The organism is Allosphingosinicella sp., from assembly GCF_036387615.1.
Taxonomy (GTDB): Bacteria; Pseudomonadota; Alphaproteobacteria; order Sphingomonadales; family Sphingomonadaceae; genus Allosphingosinicella.
In genome coordinates this window covers 24,949-41,004 of sequence record NZ_DASVTH010000060.1, presented here as the reverse complement: position 1 = coordinate 41,004, position 16,056 = coordinate 24,949, and the positions used below count along the sequence as shown (strand labels likewise).

20 protein-coding genes are annotated in these 16,056 nt (G+C 66.6%); 17 read left to right on the top strand and 3 right to left on the bottom strand.

The window, feature by feature from the left end:
• Position 1: 1 nt before the first annotated feature.
• The 10 genes from VF631_RS12580 (at position 2) to pal (ending at position 7,230) form a co-directional block, all read left to right on the top strand.
• A complete protein-coding gene (locus VF631_RS12580) occupies positions 2-223 on the top strand; it encodes a type II toxin-antitoxin system HicB family antitoxin (RefSeq protein ID WP_431850658.1) in 222 nt (73 codons plus the stop codon).
• Positions 201-419, top strand: coding sequence for a type II toxin-antitoxin system HicA family toxin (locus tag VF631_RS12575; protein ID WP_431850657.1), 219 nt, complete (start codon positions 201-203; stop codon positions 417-419). The genes VF631_RS12580 and VF631_RS12575 overlap by 23 nt, the downstream gene beginning before the upstream one ends.
• Positions 416-1,447 (top strand): Holliday junction branch migration DNA helicase RuvB, encoded by a 1,032-nt coding sequence (gene ruvB / locus VF631_RS12570; RefSeq protein ID WP_431850656.1) that lies wholly within the window; start codon positions 416-418, stop codon positions 1,445-1,447. The genes VF631_RS12575 and ruvB overlap by 4 nt, the downstream gene beginning before the upstream one ends.
• Positions 1,448-1,450: 3 nt before the next feature.
• Entirely contained in the window at positions 1,451-2,668 is a 1,218-nt protein-coding gene (locus VF631_RS12565) for a DUF3089 domain-containing protein (RefSeq protein ID WP_431850655.1), read from the top strand.
• A gap of 76 nt (positions 2,669-2,744) precedes the next feature.
• Positions 2,745-3,200 (top strand): tol-pal system-associated acyl-CoA thioesterase, encoded by a 456-nt coding sequence (gene ybgC, locus VF631_RS12560; RefSeq protein ID WP_431850654.1) that lies wholly within the window; start codon positions 2,745-2,747, stop codon positions 3,198-3,200.
• 29 nt (positions 3,201-3,229) lie between these two features.
• Positions 3,230-3,889 (top strand): protein TolQ, encoded by a 660-nt coding sequence (gene tolQ / locus VF631_RS12555; RefSeq protein ID WP_431850767.1) that lies wholly within the window; start codon positions 3,230-3,232, stop codon positions 3,887-3,889.
• Complete coding sequence (locus VF631_RS12550) at positions 3,889-4,329, top strand: ExbD/TolR family protein (RefSeq protein WP_431850653.1); 441 nt, start codon at positions 3,889-3,891, stop codon at positions 4,327-4,329. The genes tolQ and VF631_RS12550 overlap by 1 nt, the downstream gene beginning before the upstream one ends.
• The gene (locus tag VF631_RS12545; RefSeq protein WP_431850652.1) at positions 4,329-5,288 is read left to right on the top strand and encodes a cell envelope biogenesis protein TolA; all 960 of its coding nucleotides are present in this window, start codon (positions 4,329-4,331) and stop codon (positions 5,286-5,288) included. The genes VF631_RS12550 and VF631_RS12545 overlap by 1 nt, the downstream gene beginning before the upstream one ends.
• Positions 5,288-6,649: a Tol-Pal system beta propeller repeat protein TolB gene (tolB, locus tag VF631_RS12540; protein ID WP_431850766.1), complete on the top strand. Its 1,362-nt coding sequence runs from the start codon at positions 5,288-5,290 to the stop codon at positions 6,647-6,649. Before VF631_RS12545 ends, tolB begins: the two co-directional genes overlap by 1 nt.
• Positions 6,650-6,687: 38 nt before the next feature.
• Positions 6,688-7,230 carry a peptidoglycan-associated lipoprotein Pal gene (pal, locus tag VF631_RS12535; RefSeq protein WP_431850651.1) on the top strand — a complete coding sequence of 181 codons (543 nt, stop codon included), beginning with the start codon at positions 6,688-6,690 and terminating at the stop codon, positions 7,228-7,230.
• A 186-nt stretch (positions 7,231-7,416) separates the two neighbouring features.
• On the opposite strand, the gene VF631_RS12530 is transcribed toward pal, so the two are convergent.
• Entirely contained in the window at positions 7,417-8,259 is an 843-nt protein-coding gene (locus tag VF631_RS12530) for a S1/P1 nuclease (protein WP_431850650.1), read from the bottom strand.
• The gene (locus VF631_RS12525) at positions 8,260-9,189 is read right to left on the bottom strand and encodes an isoaspartyl peptidase/L-asparaginase family protein (RefSeq protein WP_431850649.1); all 930 of its coding nucleotides are present in this window, start codon (positions 9,187-9,189) and stop codon (positions 8,260-8,262) included. It abuts the gene before it with no gap.
• Between the two features lie 144 nt (positions 9,190-9,333).
• On the opposite strand from VF631_RS12525, the gene VF631_RS12520 reads away from it, so the two are divergent.
• The 7 genes from VF631_RS12520 to VF631_RS12490 all read left to right on the top strand — a co-directional run bounded on the left by VF631_RS12520 (position 9,334) and on the right by VF631_RS12490 (position 15,374).
• Positions 9,334-10,242 (top strand): SPFH domain-containing protein, encoded by a 909-nt coding sequence (locus tag VF631_RS12520; RefSeq protein ID WP_431850648.1) that lies wholly within the window; start codon positions 9,334-9,336, stop codon positions 10,240-10,242.
• 5 nt (positions 10,243-10,247) lie between these two features.
• Positions 10,248-10,448 (top strand): toxin-antitoxin system HicB family antitoxin, encoded by a 201-nt coding sequence (locus tag VF631_RS12515; protein WP_431850647.1) that lies wholly within the window; start codon positions 10,248-10,250, stop codon positions 10,446-10,448.
• A 54-nt stretch (positions 10,449-10,502) separates the two neighbouring features.
• Complete coding sequence (ispG, locus tag VF631_RS12510; protein WP_431850646.1) at positions 10,503-11,627, top strand: flavodoxin-dependent (E)-4-hydroxy-3-methylbut-2-enyl-diphosphate synthase; 1,125 nt, start codon at positions 10,503-10,505, stop codon at positions 11,625-11,627.
• 76 nt (positions 11,628-11,703) lie between these two features.
• Positions 11,704-12,186: a retropepsin-like aspartic protease family protein gene (locus VF631_RS12505; protein WP_431850645.1), complete on the top strand. Its 483-nt coding sequence runs from the start codon at positions 11,704-11,706 to the stop codon at positions 12,184-12,186.
• Positions 12,187-12,295: 109 nt separating this feature from the next.
• Entirely contained in the window at positions 12,296-13,213 is a 918-nt protein-coding gene (locus VF631_RS12500) for a DMT family transporter (RefSeq protein ID WP_431850644.1), read from the top strand.
• Positions 13,213-13,527, top strand: coding sequence for a DMT family transporter (locus tag VF631_RS12495; protein WP_431850643.1), 315 nt, complete (start codon positions 13,213-13,215; stop codon positions 13,525-13,527). The genes VF631_RS12500 and VF631_RS12495 overlap by 1 nt, the downstream gene beginning before the upstream one ends.
• Before the next feature lie 44 nt (positions 13,528-13,571).
• Positions 13,572-15,374, top strand: a complete 1,803-nt coding sequence (locus VF631_RS12490; protein WP_431850642.1) for an ABC-F family ATP-binding cassette domain-containing protein — start codon at positions 13,572-13,574, stop codon at positions 15,372-15,374.
• Here the strand turns inward: VF631_RS12490 and VF631_RS12485 are convergent.
• Positions 15,363-16,049 (bottom strand): TonB family protein, encoded by a 687-nt coding sequence (locus VF631_RS12485; protein WP_431850641.1) that lies wholly within the window; start codon positions 16,047-16,049, stop codon positions 15,363-15,365. The genes VF631_RS12490 and VF631_RS12485 overlap by 12 nt on opposite strands.
• Positions 16,050-16,056: the final 7 nt, after the last annotated feature.

Below are 16,056 nucleotides of genomic sequence, written 5' to 3'. Positions count from 1 at the left end.
CATGCAAGTTTCAGCCGTCCTGACGCCAGCCGAGGAGGGCGGCTACATCGCCTACAATCCGGAGACCGGATCGACGACTCAGGGTGAAACCATCGAGGAGGCGCTCGCCAATCTCAAGGAAGCGGTCGAACTCTACCTAGAGGTTGCTCCCATGCACGCGAAGGGGCCGCCTATATTGACGATGTTGACTTTGGACGGCCATGCCGCGGCTGCCGCGGCTTAGCGCGCGCGAGACCATCCGCGCACTCGAGCGACTAGGGTTCGTGCAGCTTCGGCAACGTGGCAGCCATGTCGTCCTTCAGAAGGGCAAGAACACCTGCACGGTCCCGCTCCATCGTGAGCTGAAGCTCGGCACCTTGGCGGGTATTCTCGGCCAAGCTGACATCAGCGTCGAACAGCTTATGGATGCTTTGAAGTGACCGATCCCGATCGCATCCTGACCGCCAGTCGCCGTCCCGAGGACCTCGACGCAGCTCTGCGCCCCAAGACGCTCGACGAGTTCGTCGGGCAGAAGGCGGCGCGGGAGAATTTGCGGGTGTTCATCCACGCCGCCAAGGCGCGCGGCGATGCGCTGGATCATGTGCTGTTCTTCGGGCCGCCGGGACTGGGCAAGACCACGCTGGCGCAGATCATCGCCCGCGAGCTTGGCGTCGGGTTCCGCGCCACGTCCGGGCCGGTAATCGTCAAGTCCGGCGACCTGGCTGCCTTGCTCACCAACCTGGAAGATGGCGACGTGCTGTTCATCGACGAGATCCATCGCCTCGCGCCGGCGGTGGAGGAGGTGCTCTACCCGGCGATGGAGGATCGCGCGCTCGATCTGATGATCGGGGAAGGGCCGTCGGCGCGATCGGTGCGGATCGATCTACCGCGCTTCACTCTGGTCGGCGCCACCACGCGTCAGGGGCTGCTGACGACGCCCTTGCGCGATCGCTTCGGGATCCCGGTGCGGCTCAACTTCTACACGGTCGAGGAGCTGGAGCAGGTGGTGCGCCGCGCCGCCCGTCTGCTCGCGCTCGACCTGACTGAGGACGGCGCAACCGAAGTCGCCCGCCGCTCGCGGGGAACCCCCCGCATCGCGGGGCGGCTGCTGCGCCGGGTGCGCGACTTCGCCCACGCCGCCGGTCAGGAAACGGTCGATGCTCGTGCCGCCGATGCAGCGCTGACCCGCATGGAAGTGGATGCGCTCGGCCTCGATGCGATGGATCGGCGCTACCTGCTGATGATTGCAGATATCTACAAAGGCGGGCCGGTCGGCGTGGAAACGCTCGCGGCCGGCTTGTCCGAGCCGCGCGATACGATCGAGGAGGTGATCGAGCCTTACCTCATCCAGCTCGGCCTGATCGCGCGGACGGCGAGAGGGCGGTGCCTCACCGGTCGCGCCTGGACGCATCTCGGCATGGCGCCGCCGCAGGGTTCGGCGCAAGGTGGCTTGTTTGAAGGGAAATAAGGAATGCCAGTGCGCTTTGTTCTGAGCTCGGTTGGCGGGGCGATCCTTGCGTGCGCGGGGCTGTGTGTATCGACCCTGGCACTGGCTCAAACCGCGCCCGTCGCGCAGCGGCCTGCAGTGCAGACGCAGACCTCGCTTGCACCCAATTACACCGATGACACGAATTGGCTGTGCCTGCCCGGCCGCGACGATCCCTGCTCCGCGCCGCTCGCCACCACGGCGCTGAATGCGAACGGATATGGCTCCACCGGCCAGGTCACGCCCGCCAAGAGCCCGCCAGCCGACTGCTTCTACGTCTACCCGACCGTGTCGCGGGATCGCGGACTGAACAGCGATCTGCTGCCCGGCCTGGAGGAGCGCGGTGCCGCGACGAGCCAGTTCGCCCGCTTCGGCACCGTGTGCCGCGCCTTCGCGCCGGTCTATCGGTCGGTCACGCTCGGCGCCCTTCCACTCGCCTTTGCCGGGACCAACCTACAGCCCAACTTCGACACGGCCTATGGCGACGTGCTCGCCGCTTGGCGGGAGTTTCAGAGCCGTCGCGCCAAGAACCGGCCGTTCGTGATCATCGGCCACAGCCAAGGCTCCATCCACGCGATGCGGCTGATCAGCCAAGAAATCGAGGGCAAGCCGGTTGCGAAACGCATGCTGTCGGCGATCCTTCTCGGCTGGCCGGTGGAGGTGCCGGCGGGCAAGCTGGTCGGCGGCAGCTTCAAGTCGACGCCGCTGTGCACGCGCACCGGCCAAACCGGCTGCGTGCTGACCTATATGAGCTTCCGCGCCGAAAGCCCGCCGGCCGCCGGTTCCTTCCTCGGCCGCGCGGCCCGGCCCGGCATGACGGCGGGCTGCACAAATCCGGCCGCGCTCGGGAGCGACAAGCCGGCGCCGCTCGATTCTTATTGGTTTGCGCTCGCTCCGACCCAGGGGCCGCAGCCGATCGCCTGGTCCAGCCAGGGGCCGCCGCCGACGCCCTTCCTGCGCACGGAAGGCCTCGCCACCGGCCAGTGCGCGCATGACGGGCAGGCCGGTTATCTCGCCGTTCGGGTCAACGCGGACCCCAAGGACGCGCGTACCGATCACATTCCGGGCGACGTCTTCATCGCGGGCCAGATTAACCGCGGCTGGGGCCTGCACGTCGCGGACATGAGCCTGGGGCAGGGCGACCTCATCCGTCTTGTCGAGGCCCAGTCGGGCAGCTACCGCGGCGCCCGGCCAGCCCGTTAACCTAAAAAAGCCCCGGCTCGTCGACGGCGAGTCGCGCGGTCTTTCCAGTGGAATCTCCGCCCGATAGACCAGCCGGGTGGGCGGGGAATTCGGGTCAGCATATCGCGGCGGCTTTGTGGGGCGTACCCACTGCTTCGCGCTGCGCGTCTATTTCGAAGACACTGACGTGGCCGGCATCGTCTACTACGCCAATTACCTTCGCTTCATGGAGCGGGCGCGATCCGACATGCTGCGCGCAATCGGCGTCGATCAGCGCGCCGCGCTCGAGGGCGGCGAGGGCGTCTATGCCGTCGCGGACCTGCAGATCCGCTATCGCGCGCCCGCCAGGCTCGACGACGAGCTGCTGGTCGAAAGCGAAGTTCGCGAAGTGCGGGCGGCGTCCTGCCTCATTCATCAGCGAGTCATGCGCGGGGAGGCCATTCTGACCGACGCCGTGGTGACCGCAGCCTTTCTCTCGCCGGAAGGCCGACCCAGGCGCCAGCCGCGCGAATGGGTGGAATTGTTCACGCGGCTGCTGGAGGAGGGTAAGTGAGCGTGTCAGGTGCGGCTGCGGCCGAGATGATGTCCCCGATCGCCTTGTTCATGCAGGCCGACATCGTCGTCAAAGCCGTGATGATCGGCTTGTTGCTGGCCAGCATCTGGACGTGGGCGATCATCATCAGCCAGGCGCGGCGCATCCAGCGCGCGGTGCGCGACGGCGAGCGCTTCGAGAAGGAATTCTGGAAGGCGGAGGATATCGACCGCTTCCACGACAAGCGCGGCGACGATGATCTGCCGAGCGCCAAGGTGTTCACAGCCGGGCTCACCGAATGGCGGCGCTCGACCGGCGGCAAGACTGTCGACAAGGACGGGACGCGCTCGCGGCTTGCGATGGCGATGCATTCGGCGGTGACGGAGCAGGTCGACAGGCTCGCGGAGCGGCTGAATATTCTCGCAACTATCGGATCGGTGGCGCCGTTCGTCGGCCTGTTCGGCACCGTTTGGGGCATCATGCGCAGCTTCAGCGACATTGCCGGCGCGAACAACACCAGCCTAGCCGTGGTCGCGCCGGGCATCGCGGAGGCGCTGTTCGCGACCGCGCTGGGCCTGTTCGCGGCCATTCCGGCGGTGATCGCCTATAATCGCATGAGCTACGGCATCAACCGCATCGAAGCGCGCCTGACCCGGTTCGCCGACGCCTTTCACGGCACGCTCAGCCGCGAACTGGAGTATGAAGGCTGATGGCGATGGGCCCGATCCTCGGCTCCAATCGGCGTGGCCGCCGTTCGCCGATGGCGGAGATCAACGTCACGCCGATGGTGGATGTGATGCTGGTGCTGCTGATCATCTTCATGGTCACCGCGCCGTTGCTGGTCGCCGGCGTGCCCGTCGATCTGCCGGAAACAAAGGCGGGCGCGCTCGATCAGGAAGCCAAGCCCATTCAGATCTCGGTCGAGGGCGGCGGCGCGGTGTTCGTCGACGACACCGCCGTGCCCGAGGGGGAACTCGGCGCTCGGCTTGCGCAGATCGCTGCAACGTCTGGCGAGGAGGGCGGCCCCCGCATCTTCCTGCGCGCCGATCGCGGTCTCGATTACGGCCGCGTGATGGCGGTGATGGGCGAGATCAACGCCGCCGGCTTGCGCAAGGTCGCCCTGGTCAGCACGCAGGGAGAGGCGCGCTGATGGACCGCGCCGAAGCGACAGGTTTCGGCGTTGCGCTGGCGGGGCATGGTGTCCTGCTCGCGATCCTGTCGCTTGGGCTGGCGAGCGTGAAGCAGCCGCCTTTGATAAATGAGCCGATGGAAGTCTCGATCGTCGACGAGGTCGGGTTGCAGAGCGCCGTGACGGAAGTCGCGACCGAAACTCCAGCACAGAGCGTGGCGCCGGAACTCGGACCGCCCGAAGAGCCCGCGCCCGTCGAGGAACCGGCCCCGCCCGAGCCGACCCCACCCCCGCCGCGGCCCGAACCGGTTCCACCCCCGCCGCAGCCCAAGCCAGTTCCCAAGGCGGTGATCCCGCCGCCGCCAAAGCCGACGCCCAAGCCCGTTTCGAAACCGGCGCCGGTCGCGGCCAAGCCCGCGCCGCCCAAGCCGCAGCCCAAGCCAGCGCCGCCCAAGGCCGTCGCGAAACCGGCGCCGGCCAAGCCTGCGCCTGGCAAGCCCACCAAGGCAGCGGCTGCACCCTCACAGGTGTCCGGCAAGGGTCAGGCGCAGGCCGCGCGCGGCTCGCGGCTCGGGCCCAACTTCCTGAAAGGGATCGGATCGGACCCGAGCCCAACGACGTCCCAGAAGCCGACCGGCGCCGTCATGAGCGCGATCGCCTTGTCCGGCATCAAGTCGGCCATCCAGCGCCAGATCCAGCCGTGCGCGAACAAAAACGTCGATCCCGGGCCAGGTGCAAATCAAATTCTGGTAACATTGAACGTACGGCTCAATCCCGACGGGTCACTGGCGGGGAGTCCGACTGTGGTCGAAACCAAGGGCGTGAACGAAGACAACCGCCGGTACGTGAACCGCGTTAAAGACTTGGCGATCGCCGCTTATCGCGGCTGCGCGCCGCTCCGCGGCCTGCCAAACGAACTCTACCGCACAGCCAAGGGCGGCTGGAGCAACATCAACATGAACTACAAATTGCCCGGATGATGGGGGATGTACGCGTGAAACTGATCAGAACTTTCGCCCTGCTCGGGCTGGCGCTCGCCACGGCGGCTCCGGCCCAGGATGCCGCCCAGCCCGCCGGCGACGGACCGGCGCTTGAAGTCGACATCGTCGGCGGCATTTCCGCGCCGATGCCGATCGCGGTGCCGGTGATGCCGACGCCCGCCGTGGTGCAGGTCGCTGAGGGGCTCAACACAGAGGCAATGGGCCGGCAGGTCGCTGAGATCGTCGCAAGCGACCTTCGCAACTCCGGGCTGTTCACGCCAACAGGGCCGTCCGGTTTGCCCGGCGTGAGCTTCCCGCAAGTCACCGCGCCCAACTTCAGCCTGTGGAGCAACGCCCAGGCGCTGGTGCAGGGCTTCGTCCAGGCTGGCGGCGACAACAGACTGACCGTCGGCTGCTACCTGTACGATGTCGCTGCCCAAACCGAACTTACTCGGCAGGGCTTCGTCGTCGAGCCGCGCGATTGGCGCCGCGCCGCGCACAAATGCGCCGACGCTATCTATGCAAGGCTGACTGGCGAGGGCGCATATTTCGACAGCCGCATCGTCTACGTCGCGGAGAGCGGGCCCAAGGGCAAGCGCACCAAGCGCATCGCGGTCATGGACCAGGACGGGGCCAATCACCGCTTCCTGACCAACGGCCAGTCGACCGCGCTGACGCCGCGCTTTTCGCCCGACCAGAAATGGCTCACCTACATGAGCTACGATGGCGAGCGTCCGCAGGTGTGGCTCTACGACATGGCGGCGGGGCGGCAGCGGCTGCTCGTCACCCAACCCAACATGACCTTCGCACCGCGTTTCTCGCCGGACAGCCGCTCGGTCGTCTTCTCGATGGCCGTGAACGGCAACACCGACATCTATCGCGTGCCGGTGACCGGTGGCACGCCGCAGCGGCTGACCAACACGCCCGGGATCGATACGGGCGGCAGCTATTCGCCGGACGGCAGCCGGATCGTGTTCGAATCCGATCGCGGCGGATCGCAGCAGCTTTATGTCATGCGCGCGGACGGTTCGGACCAGCGCCGGATCAGCTTCGGCGGCGGGCAATATGGCACGCCGGTATGGAGCCCGCGCGGCGACATGATCGCTTACACTAAGATCGGCGGCGGATTCCGCATCGGCGTGATGAACGCCGCCGGCGGCGGCGAGCGGACCCTGACAGAAGCCTGGCAGGACGAAGGCCCGAGCTGGGCGCCGAATGGCCGCGTGATCAACTTCTTCAGGACCGCGCAGGGCTCCGGGAAAACCGAGCTCTGGTCGGTCGATCTGACCGGCGTGAACGAGAAGCGCATCCGTACCCCGCTCGACGGCTCGGACCCGTCCTGGTCGCCGCTGCAAAACTGACTTTGTAATCTGTTGCTTACCTTGGGAGGGAATATCACATGACCAACAATGCTCTGAAGCTGCTGGCGATCGCCGCTGCGTTGGGCCTCGCCGGCTGCTCCAAGAAGAAGCCGGCCCAGTTGCCGCCCGCGCCGATCGGCGCTGACGGCGCGGCAGGCCAGGACGGCTCGGGGGTTGATGGGGTGGACGGATCGGGCGGGGTCGGCACCACCGGGCTGCCCGGCAGCCGCGCCGATTTCCTGGCGAGCGTGCCGTCCGAGAGTATCCTGTTCGAAACGGACAGCTACAGCGTCGATGCACAGGACCGCTCGATCCTGGACGCCCAGGCCGCCTGGCTGCAGCGCAACGCGACGGTGCGGGTCACGATCGAGGGTCATGCCGACGAACGCGGCACCCGCGAATACAACCTCGCCCTCGGCGACCGCCGCGCCAACGCCGCCAAGAACTACCTTGCCGCGCGCGGCATCTCGCCGGCCCGGATGAGCGTGATCAGCTGGGGCAAGGAACGCCCGGCCGCGACGGGCTCGGACGAAGACTCGTGGGCACAGAACCGCCGCGCGGTGACGGTGCTGCCGGAGTGATGTCGACCCTCTCCCTTAGATGGGAGAGGATACAGAGCCTTAGCGACGAAGGAGCTTAGGCGAAGTTGGAGAGGGTGACACCGAATGTGGTTGTCCGTTCATGCTGTCACCCTCTCCCAGCTCCGCCTAAGCTCGCCGAAGGGGCTCGCCAAGGCTGCGCAACCCTCTCCCATCAAGGGAGAGGGGCTAACTTAGCGCATCGTCGAGCAATCTCCCGAGCCTCAACCCGCCGCGCGCGATCTGAGTGCGGATAACCGGGATCAGCGCCCGCACCGTCTCCTCGCCGATCACTGGCCGCGCGTCCGGCTTGGGCCCGCAAGGATCGGCCATGACGGTGCCATAGGCATATTGCCGGCTCGCCTCCCAACTCTCCCGCGCCCAATCGGTCACCGTTCCGCCCCGCATCGTCTCGCGCTCGCCCGGCATCAGCGCCGCCAGGATACCCCGCGCGCCCGCAGCCGGCGTCGAAATCCCGCGCTCCGCCAGATAGCCGTCCCAGATCGAATGCAGGTTCGCCCGCCCGGCGATCACGCCGTAGGAGGCCGCGAAATCGTTGCCGCCCTTGTCGCCGCGGTCGCCCGCATGGAGCGGCATGTGCAGGTCGCCAACGAAATGGGCCAGGAAGGCGAGCGCCATCAGCCGCTCCCGCACCGGCAGCGCCTTGTCGGCGAGCAGCTTCTGGTTGCGCTCGATCTGCGCCGAGACGCAATTGCCGTCCCGGCACGCGCTGGCTTGGTCGAACGGCTTGCACACATCGACATTCTGATAGTGCCAGGGAAAGCTGTAGCTGAACCGATCACGCAGCTTGCGCACGCAATCCGGCCAGTAGGACGCGTCCTCGATCGTGCGGATCGGGCATGTCGGCGTCTCCAGCGCCGCCGATCGCGCGATCAGCCGCCGAATTTGCGCGCGGGTGGCAGGCCGGACACTATCCTCCGCAATCCGCGCGACCGTGTAGTGGCCATATTCCCACCAAGCCAAAGCGGGCGAGGGGAGCAGCAAAGCCGCCAACAGCAATATCAGGCGCACTCATTCATCCCCGTAGATCGCGACCGTGCGGCCGGACGGGGTGGCGAAGCCGCGGTACATACCATCGGAGTTGAACGAGAAGACCGGCTCGCCTGCAGGCGTCACCACGATCACGCCGCCGTCGCCGCCGAGCGCTCCGACATCGGCTATGACCGCGTCGGCCGCAGCCTGCGCATCCTCGCCCAGATACCGCATGCGGGCGGCGATCTCGTGGGCAACCGCGGCGCGGATGAAGAACTCGCCCGACCCGGTCGCCGAGACGGCGCAGCTACGGTCGTCCGCCCAGGTTCCCGATCCGATTACTGGGGAATCTCCGATTCGCCCCCAACGCTTGCCGGTGATGCCGCCGGTGGAAGTGGCCGCGGCGACGTGCCCGTTCACGTCCCGCGCAACCGCCCCGATCGTGCCGAACTTCATATCGACGTCGAACCAGTCGGCCCCCATCGCCTTGAGCTCCTCCAGCTGCTTGCGGCGCAGGGGCAAATCGAAATAGTCACGGCCGGCCTGCTCGATCCCTTGCTCCTGCGCGAACTGGTCCGCGCCTTTGCCGCCGAGAAAGACGTGCGGGCTCTTCTCCATCACCGCACGCGCCAGACTGATCGGATTGCGGGTCGCGCTCACCCCCGTGACTGCGCCCGCGTCACGCTCGCGCCCATCCATGATCGCTGCGTCGAGCTCGGTCGTGCCATCGTAGGTCAGCACCGCTCCGCGTCCGGCATTGAACAGCTCGTTATCCTCAAGGCTGCGGGCCGCGGCCTCCACCGCATCCAGCGCGGAGCCGCCCTCCGCCAGCAAGGAGGCGCCGGCCTGCAACGCCGCGTCCAGCCCCGCCCGGTGCTGTGCGTCCAGCTCCGGGGTCATTCGCGAGCGTTCCAGCACGCCGGCACCGCCATGGATGACGAGCGTCCAGCTTGGTTGTTGGTCGGGCATGAACGAGCGTCTCCAAGCGAATAGGTCCAGATCAGTCGCGAGCGCTTAGCGTCGGGCCGCGGTTCCCGCCAGCAGCTCCGCTTTCCCCTTGACGAACGCAGCCCAATATAAATATGATATCAACATAACGAGAAGGGGTTTGCCATGATCGAGAACAAGTCCGGAAGCCTGAACGCGCTGCGGCTGTCGCGAGAGCGGCCAGCCGCGACCCAGAACGGTTATCTCATGCTGCTGGTGCTGCTCGCCGCCCTTAGCGCCGGCGCTTACGCATTCTGGCGCGCCACCCAAGGCGAATTCGGCTCCGCGGTCCCGCTGCTGATCGTCTCGGGCCTCGTCTCCCTGTTCGTGCTGTCCGGCTTCTACCTGCTCCAGCCGAACCAGGCCGCCGCAATCCTGCTGTTCGGCGATTATCGCGGGACCGACCGCACCTCCGGGCTTCGCTGGGTCCTGCCGTGGCTGACTCGACCGAAGATTTCGACCCGCGTTCACAACGTCACGTCCGAGCGGCTCAAGGTCAACGACCTGCGCGGCAACCCGATCGAGATCGCCTCCAACGTCGTCTGGCGCGTGACCGACACCGCGCAGGCGCTGTTCGACGTCGATGACTACACCAAGTTCCTGTTCATCCAGATCGAAAGCGCGCTTCGCCATGTCGGCGCGAAATATGCCTATGACGATATCGAGCATCAGGAAGTGACGCTGCGCAGCCATGCCGACGTCGTCTCGGCCGAGATCGCCGCCGAACTCCAGGAGCGAGTAGCGGTCGCGGGCATCTCGATCGACGAATGCCGGCTCACTCACCTCGCCTACGCCCCCGAAATCGCGCAATCGATGCTGCGCCGCCAGCAGGCCGAAGCGGTGATCGCCGCGCGGCAGAAGATCGTGGTCGGCGCCGTCTCGATGGTCGAGACCGCGTTGCAGATGCTGTCGGAGAAGAACGTGGTCGAACTGGACGACGAGCGCCGCGCGGCGATGGTATCGAACCTCATGGTGGTGCTCTGCTCCGATCGTGACACCCAGCCGGTCGTCAACGCAGGCACACTCTACCAATAGCTGCCGTGCCGCCCCCACCCAAGAAGGCGTTTCCGCTGCGCATCGAGCCGGCCCTTTGGGACGCGCTCGAACGCGCGGCGGCGTCCGATTTCCGCAGCGTCAACGCACAGATCGAATGCCTGCTGCGCGAGGCTCTGAACCGGCGCGGAGTGAAGGTCGAGCCGCCCGAGCAGCGCAAGCGAGGTCGTCCGCCCAAGGAGGATTGAAGGAGGCTGGCCGGCTTTCTTTCCCTTGTCACAGGCTCGGCCTATATGATCGCCATGTCCATTCGTCCGTGGCGCGATATTGCGCGCCGTCCTTCGCGCCAGATCATGGTCGGGAACGTGCCCGTTGGCGGCGATGCGCCGGTAACGGTGCAGACCATGACCAATACCCCGACGAGCGATGCGCGCGCGACGATCGACCAGATCCGGCGTTGCGAGGAGGCCGGCGTCGACATCATTCGCGTGTCCTGCCCCGACATCGAGAGCACCGCGGCGCTGAAGCAGATCGTTCGCGCCGCCCGCGTGCCGATCGTCGCCGACATCCACTTTCACTACAAGCGGGCGCTGGAAGCGGCCGACGCAGGCGCGGCATGCCTGCGCATCAATCCGGGCAATATCGGCTCGGCCGAGCGGGTTCGCGAAGTGGTCAACGCAGCCAAGGCGAACGGCTGCGCGATCAGGATCGGGGTCAACGCGGGCAGCCTGGAGCGCGACCTTCTGGAGAAGTATGGCGAGCCTTGCCCCGAGGCGCTGGTGGAATCCGCGCTCGACCATATCCGGATCCTCGAGGAGCATGATTTTCGCAACTACAAGGTGGCGGTGAAGGCGTCGGACCTGTTCCTCGCCGTCGCCGCCTACCAGCAGCTTGCCGAGGCGGTCGATTGCCCGCTCCACCTGGGCATCACCGAGGCTGGCGGCCTGCGCGGCGGCACGGTCAAAAGCGCGATCGGAATCGGCTCGCTCCTGTGGTTCGGCATCGGCGACACGATCCGCGTCTCGCTTTCCGCCGAACCGGAGGAGGAGGTCCGGGTTGGCTTCGAAATCCTGAAGAGCCTCGGCATCCGCAATCGCGGCGTCCGCGTCGTTTCCTGCCCGTCCTGCGCGCGCCAGGGCTTTGACGTGATCCGCACAGTGCAGACGCTGGAGGAGCGCCTCAGCCACATCCGCACGCCCTTGTCGCTGTCGGTGCTCGGCTGCGTGGTCAACGGCCCGGGCGAGGCGCGCGAGACCGACATCGGCATCACGGGTGGCGGCCAGGGCAAGCACATGGTCTATCTGTCCGGCGTCACCGACCACCATGTTCGCGATGCCGACATGGTCGACCATATCGTCCGGCTGGTGGAGGCCAAGGCCGCCGAGATCGAAGCCGGCATGATCGACGCGCCGATCGCGGCGGAGTGACGCTGCGCCTGCCGGATTAACCGGATCGAAGTATCGGGCCCGCTACGCTGCGTGCATGGGCAAGCCGCTATTCTGCATGATCCTTTTCGGCCTCGTGATCGGCCTCGCCTGGCCAAGTGAGGATGCAAGTTCGGACGCCGGCAGGGCCTCGCCTGCCGCGGCGCCGGACGATTCCGATCCCTTCAGCCGCGATGCTCCGCCGGAAACTTCCCTGCGCCGGGAGAGTGACGGCCATTTCTACGTCAATGCCGAAGTCAACGGGCGCACTGTCCGCTTCGTGGTGGATACCGGGGCTTCCTCCGTAGCCTTGACCGAGGAAGATGCGCGCCGGATCGGGTTGCCCTTCAATCCAGCCGAGTTCCGCGTGATCGGGCAAGGCGCATCGGGCGATGTACGCGGCACGACGGTGATGCTCAGTACCGTTTCCGTCGACGGAAAGAAGGTGCACGATGTGCGCGGCGCGATCATCCAGGGCGGCTCGCTGTCGCTGCTTGGTCAGTCCTACCTGGCGGCGCTGACCTCGGTGAACATGAGCAGGGACACGATGACGCTCCGGTAATTTGCGCTGATCGTCGCGGAGTCCTGAATCCGGTCCGGCCGACCTCGCTTCTATTCGGGCGGAGGCCTTCGCGATTGCCTTCGCCGCGCTCCGATCCCAATGGGTCGCCATGCTGCAGCCGCCGGACCGTCAACTCACCAGCACCACCGTCGCGTTCAGCGTCGCTGCGCTCGGCATCGCCTTGTTCTCCGGCATGGACGCGCTGATGAAGGTGCTCAGCCTGCAGATCGGCACCTACAATGCGCTGTTGTGGCGCACCCTCGCCAGCGCGGTCCTGGCAGGCTCCTTGTTCCTGGCCACCCGCAGCCGCTGGCCGGCCCGGCCGGTGCTCCGGGTTCACCTCACCCGCGGACTCATCTCCCTTCCGATGGCCCTGCTCTTCTTCTGGGGCTTGGCCCGCGTGCCGATGGCGCAGGCGATTGCGCTTTCTTTCGTGGCGTCCCTGCTCTCGCTGTATCTCGCCGCGGTGCTGCTCGGCGAACGGATCGAGCGGCGCGCGCTGGGCGCATCGCTGCTCGGCTTCGGCGGCGTGCTGCTCATCTTCGCAGGGCAAGCGGAGGCGAACCTCGGCCCCGAAGCACTCGCCGGTTCGCTCGCGATCCTGTGCTCGGCGGGCATCTACGCCTACAACATCATCCTGATGCGCCGGCAGGCTTTGCTGGCCGGACCGGTAGAGGTGGCGTTCTTCGTCAGCACGATCATGGCCGCTGGCTTCGCCGTCGCAGCACCGGTGCTGGCCGAGCTGCCCGCTCTGAAACAAGTTCCTGCGATCATCGGCGCGGCGGTGCTCGCCTTTGGTTCGTTGATGCTGCTCTCCTGGGCCTATGCGCGTGCCGAGGCGCAGCATCTCGCGCCGGTCGAGTACACCTCATTCATCTGGGCGGCGATCCTGGGCTTGCTGATCTTCGACGAGCAGGTTCGACCCTTTACCGTAGCCGGCGCGGTGCTGATCGTAATCGGCTGCATCATCGCCGCCCGCCGCCGCGCCCCGCCCGACCCGGACGTCGACGCGGGGGTGCACGCCTGATGGCCTGGCTCCTGCTCATCGTCGGCGGACTGTTCGAAGTCGGCTTCACCACCTGCCTGCGGTTCGTAGACGGCTTCCGCAATATTCCCTGGACGCTCGGCTTCCTTGCGTCTGTGACGCTCAGCATGGGGCTGCTGGAGGTCGCCTCGCGCTCCATCCCGCTCGGCACCGCCTACGCCGTCTGGACTGGCATTGGCGCGCTCGGCACCGTGGCCGTCGGCATCCTGTGGTTCGGCGAGCCGACCACCACCCTGCGCATGCTCCTGATCCTCGGTGTGGTGGTTTGCATCGCGGGGTTGAAGCTCACCGCCTGAGCGCTGCCGTTGAGCGCGGGGCAGGGCGCACCTATGTGGCCGCCATGGCAGCACCTGTTCTCGCTTACGAAAATCTCGGGCTCGTCCAGGGCGCCGGCTGGCTGTTCCGCGCGCTCGACCTGTTCATCGGGCCGCGCGACCGGCTGGCGCTGATCGGGCGCAACGGCGCGGGCAAGACGACCTTGCTCAAGTGCCTCGCCGGCCTGATCGAGACGGACGAGGGCCGGCGGACCATCCAGCCCGGCATCAAGGTGGTGCTGCTGGAGCAGGATCCGCAGGTTGCGGAGTTCGCGACGCTGCGCGATTTCGCGCTGGCGGGGCCGGCTGCGCCGTCCGCTCATGAAGTCGATGCCATCGCCGGCCAGATCGGCATCGATCTTGGCCGCGATGCGGCGACGGCCAGCGGTGGCGAGCGCCGGCGGGCAGCGATCGCGCGGGCGCTCGCGCAAGATCCAGACGTGTTGCTGCTCGATGAGCCGACCAACCATCTCGACCTGGCGGCGATCGAGTGGCTGGAGGATTGGCTTGGTCGCTATACGGGCGCGTTTATCGCGATCAGCCACGACCGCACGTTTCTGAAGCGCCTGACCCGCTCGTCGCTGTGGCTGGAGCGCGGAACCGTACGCCGCGCGGAGATCGGGTTCGGTGGGTTCGAAGCCTGGACGGAGAAGGTGTTCGAGGAGGAGGCGCGCAACGCCGAGCGTCTGGACGCCAGACTCAAGCTCGAGGAGCATTGGCTGCTGCGCGGCGTCACTGCCCGGCGCAGGCGCAACCAGGGCCGCCTCACCAAGCTCCTCGAGATGCGCGCAACCCGGGCCGCCATGCTGGGGCCGGCAGGAGTGGCGAAGATCGGGATCGCCAGCGACGACGTTCGAACCAAGGTCGTGATCGATGCCGAGAAGATCACGAAGCGGTTCGGGGAACGCGCGGTGATCAGGGACTTTTCGCTCCGAATCACGCGCGGCGATCGGATCGGGGTGGTTGGCGCGAACGGCGCCGGCAAGACGACGCTGCTCAAGCTGCTGACTGGCGAGATCGATCCCGACGAAGGCAGCGTGAAGCGCGCCAAGACGCTGGACGGCGTGATCATCGACCAGCAGCGCAGGCTGATGGACCCGGCCAGATCGGTGCGCGACATCTTGGCCGATGGCGGCGACTGGGTCGACGTGCGCGGGCTTCGCAAGCACGTCCAGGGCTATCTCAAGGACTTCCTGTTCGAACCCGGCCTGATCGATGCGAAGATCGGCACGCTATCGGGCGGCGAACGCTCGCGCCTGTTGCTCGCCCGCGAATTCGCGCGCCGATCCAACCTGCTGGTGTTGGATGAGCCCACTAACGATCTCGACCTGGAAACGCTCGACCTGCTCCAGGAAGTGATCGCCGACTATGACGGCACCGTCCTCATCGTCAGCCACGACCGCGATTTCCTCGATCGCACGGTCACGATTACCCTTGGCCTCGACGGCTCGGGTAAGGTCGACATCGTGGCAGGCGGCTACGAGGATTGGGAGCGCAAGCGCAAGAATCCTCCCCGGAACGGGGAGGGGGACCGCGCGAAGCGTGGTGGAGGGGGGCCTCCGGAAGCGCGGCCCGGCCCGCCATCTGCTCGCACCAAGCTCACCTACAAGGATCAGCGCGACTACGACCAGCTGCCCGCGCGTATCGAGGAAATCCAAGCCGCCATCGCCCGGGACGAGGCCGCTCTGTCCGACCCGGACCTCTACGCGCGCGACCCGAGACGCTTCGCCCAGCTCACCGCTGCAATCGAACGCGCCCGGACCGAACGGGATGCCGCCGAAGAACGCTGGCTCGAACTTGCCGAGCGAGTTGAGGCCTTAGTCGGGTGATTCTTCCGGGCTCGAGATCAAACTGACCGGGTCCCCACTACCATGAAACTGCACTTGCTGCGTGATCGACGCGCGCTTGGGCTGGCCGTCTCGCGTGTGCGCCGGCTTGAAGCTGCCCCACCGCTTGATCCGCTTACAAACAAGCGCGTCCACCTTGCTCACGCCGGTCGGCTCGAGCAGGTGGCAACCGGCCAGCTTGCCGGTTTCGTCGATGTCGAGGCGAACAGTCGCAGTCGTTTTCTGGATGGCCGCAAGTTGAGCGAAGAGGCCATCCCGCACCTTCAAGGGAAAGCTCTCGAAGCTGCGAATGGGCATCTCGTACCCGGTTGGGGTAGGAACGATATTGGGAAGTTTCCAGTTCACGCGACGGCTGAATGTAGCTGGGACGGTTTTCCCTTGGTCGTCGAGAGCGGGAGAAAAGCGAGCCCGCTCGAGCATCATCTTGCAGGTTGCTGCGTCCAACGTGGCTGAACCGCTCGATTCCGTGATCACGCAATTTCCGGGACGCCCCTCCGCATCTACTTCGACCTGAAATTGCGCTACGCCCTCTTCAAACTTCTTCAGCGCTTCCAGCGGGTAGTCCGCCTCCGGTATCCAGGCGCTGACTTCCCGAGCGGGGCTATTCTGCGCAAGGGCAGCCGATATCAGCCATCCAAAAGCCAGCGCACCGACCATCTCAAAC

Bases quoted from the DNA above. Each gene is read 5' to 3' on its own strand.
- VF631_RS12580 (WP_431850658.1), top strand. From the start codon at position 2: ATGCAAGTTTCAGCCGTCCTGACGCCAGCCGAGGAGGGCGGCTACATC.
- VF631_RS12575 (WP_431850657.1), top strand. From the start codon at position 201: ATGCCGCGGCTGCCGCGGCTTAGCGCGCGCGAGACCATCCGCGCACTC.
- VF631_RS12565 (WP_431850655.1), top strand. From the start codon at position 1,451: ATGCCAGTGCGCTTTGTTCTGAGCTCGGTTGGCGGGGCGATCCTTGCG.
- tolQ (WP_431850767.1), top strand. From the start codon at position 3,230: ATGTCCCCGATCGCCTTGTTCATGCAGGCCGACATCGTCGTCAAAGCC.
- VF631_RS12550 (WP_431850653.1), top strand. From the start codon at position 3,889: ATGGCGATGGGCCCGATCCTCGGCTCCAATCGGCGTGGCCGCCGTTCG.
- VF631_RS12545 (WP_431850652.1), top strand. From the start codon at position 4,329: ATGGACCGCGCCGAAGCGACAGGTTTCGGCGTTGCGCTGGCGGGGCAT.
- tolB (WP_431850766.1), top strand. From the start codon at position 5,288: ATGGGGGATGTACGCGTGAAACTGATCAGAACTTTCGCCCTGCTCGGG.
- pal (WP_431850651.1), top strand. From the start codon at position 6,688: ATGACCAACAATGCTCTGAAGCTGCTGGCGATCGCCGCTGCGTTGGGC.
- VF631_RS12525 (WP_431850649.1), bottom strand. From the start codon at position 9,189: ATGCCCGACCAACAACCAAGCTGGACGCTCGTCATCCATGGCGGTGCC.
- VF631_RS12520 (WP_431850648.1), top strand. From the start codon at position 9,334: ATGATCGAGAACAAGTCCGGAAGCCTGAACGCGCTGCGGCTGTCGCGA.
- ispG (WP_431850646.1), top strand. From the start codon at position 10,503: ATGTCCATTCGTCCGTGGCGCGATATTGCGCGCCGTCCTTCGCGCCAG.
- VF631_RS12505 (WP_431850645.1), top strand. From the start codon at position 11,704: ATGATCCTTTTCGGCCTCGTGATCGGCCTCGCCTGGCCAAGTGAGGAT.
- VF631_RS12500 (WP_431850644.1), top strand. From the start codon at position 12,296: ATGCTGCAGCCGCCGGACCGTCAACTCACCAGCACCACCGTCGCGTTC.
- VF631_RS12495 (WP_431850643.1), top strand. From the start codon at position 13,213: ATGGCCTGGCTCCTGCTCATCGTCGGCGGACTGTTCGAAGTCGGCTTC.
- VF631_RS12490 (WP_431850642.1), top strand. From the start codon at position 13,572: ATGGCAGCACCTGTTCTCGCTTACGAAAATCTCGGGCTCGTCCAGGGC.
- VF631_RS12485 (WP_431850641.1), bottom strand. From the start codon at position 16,049: ATGGTCGGTGCGCTGGCTTTTGGATGGCTGATATCGGCTGCCCTTGCG.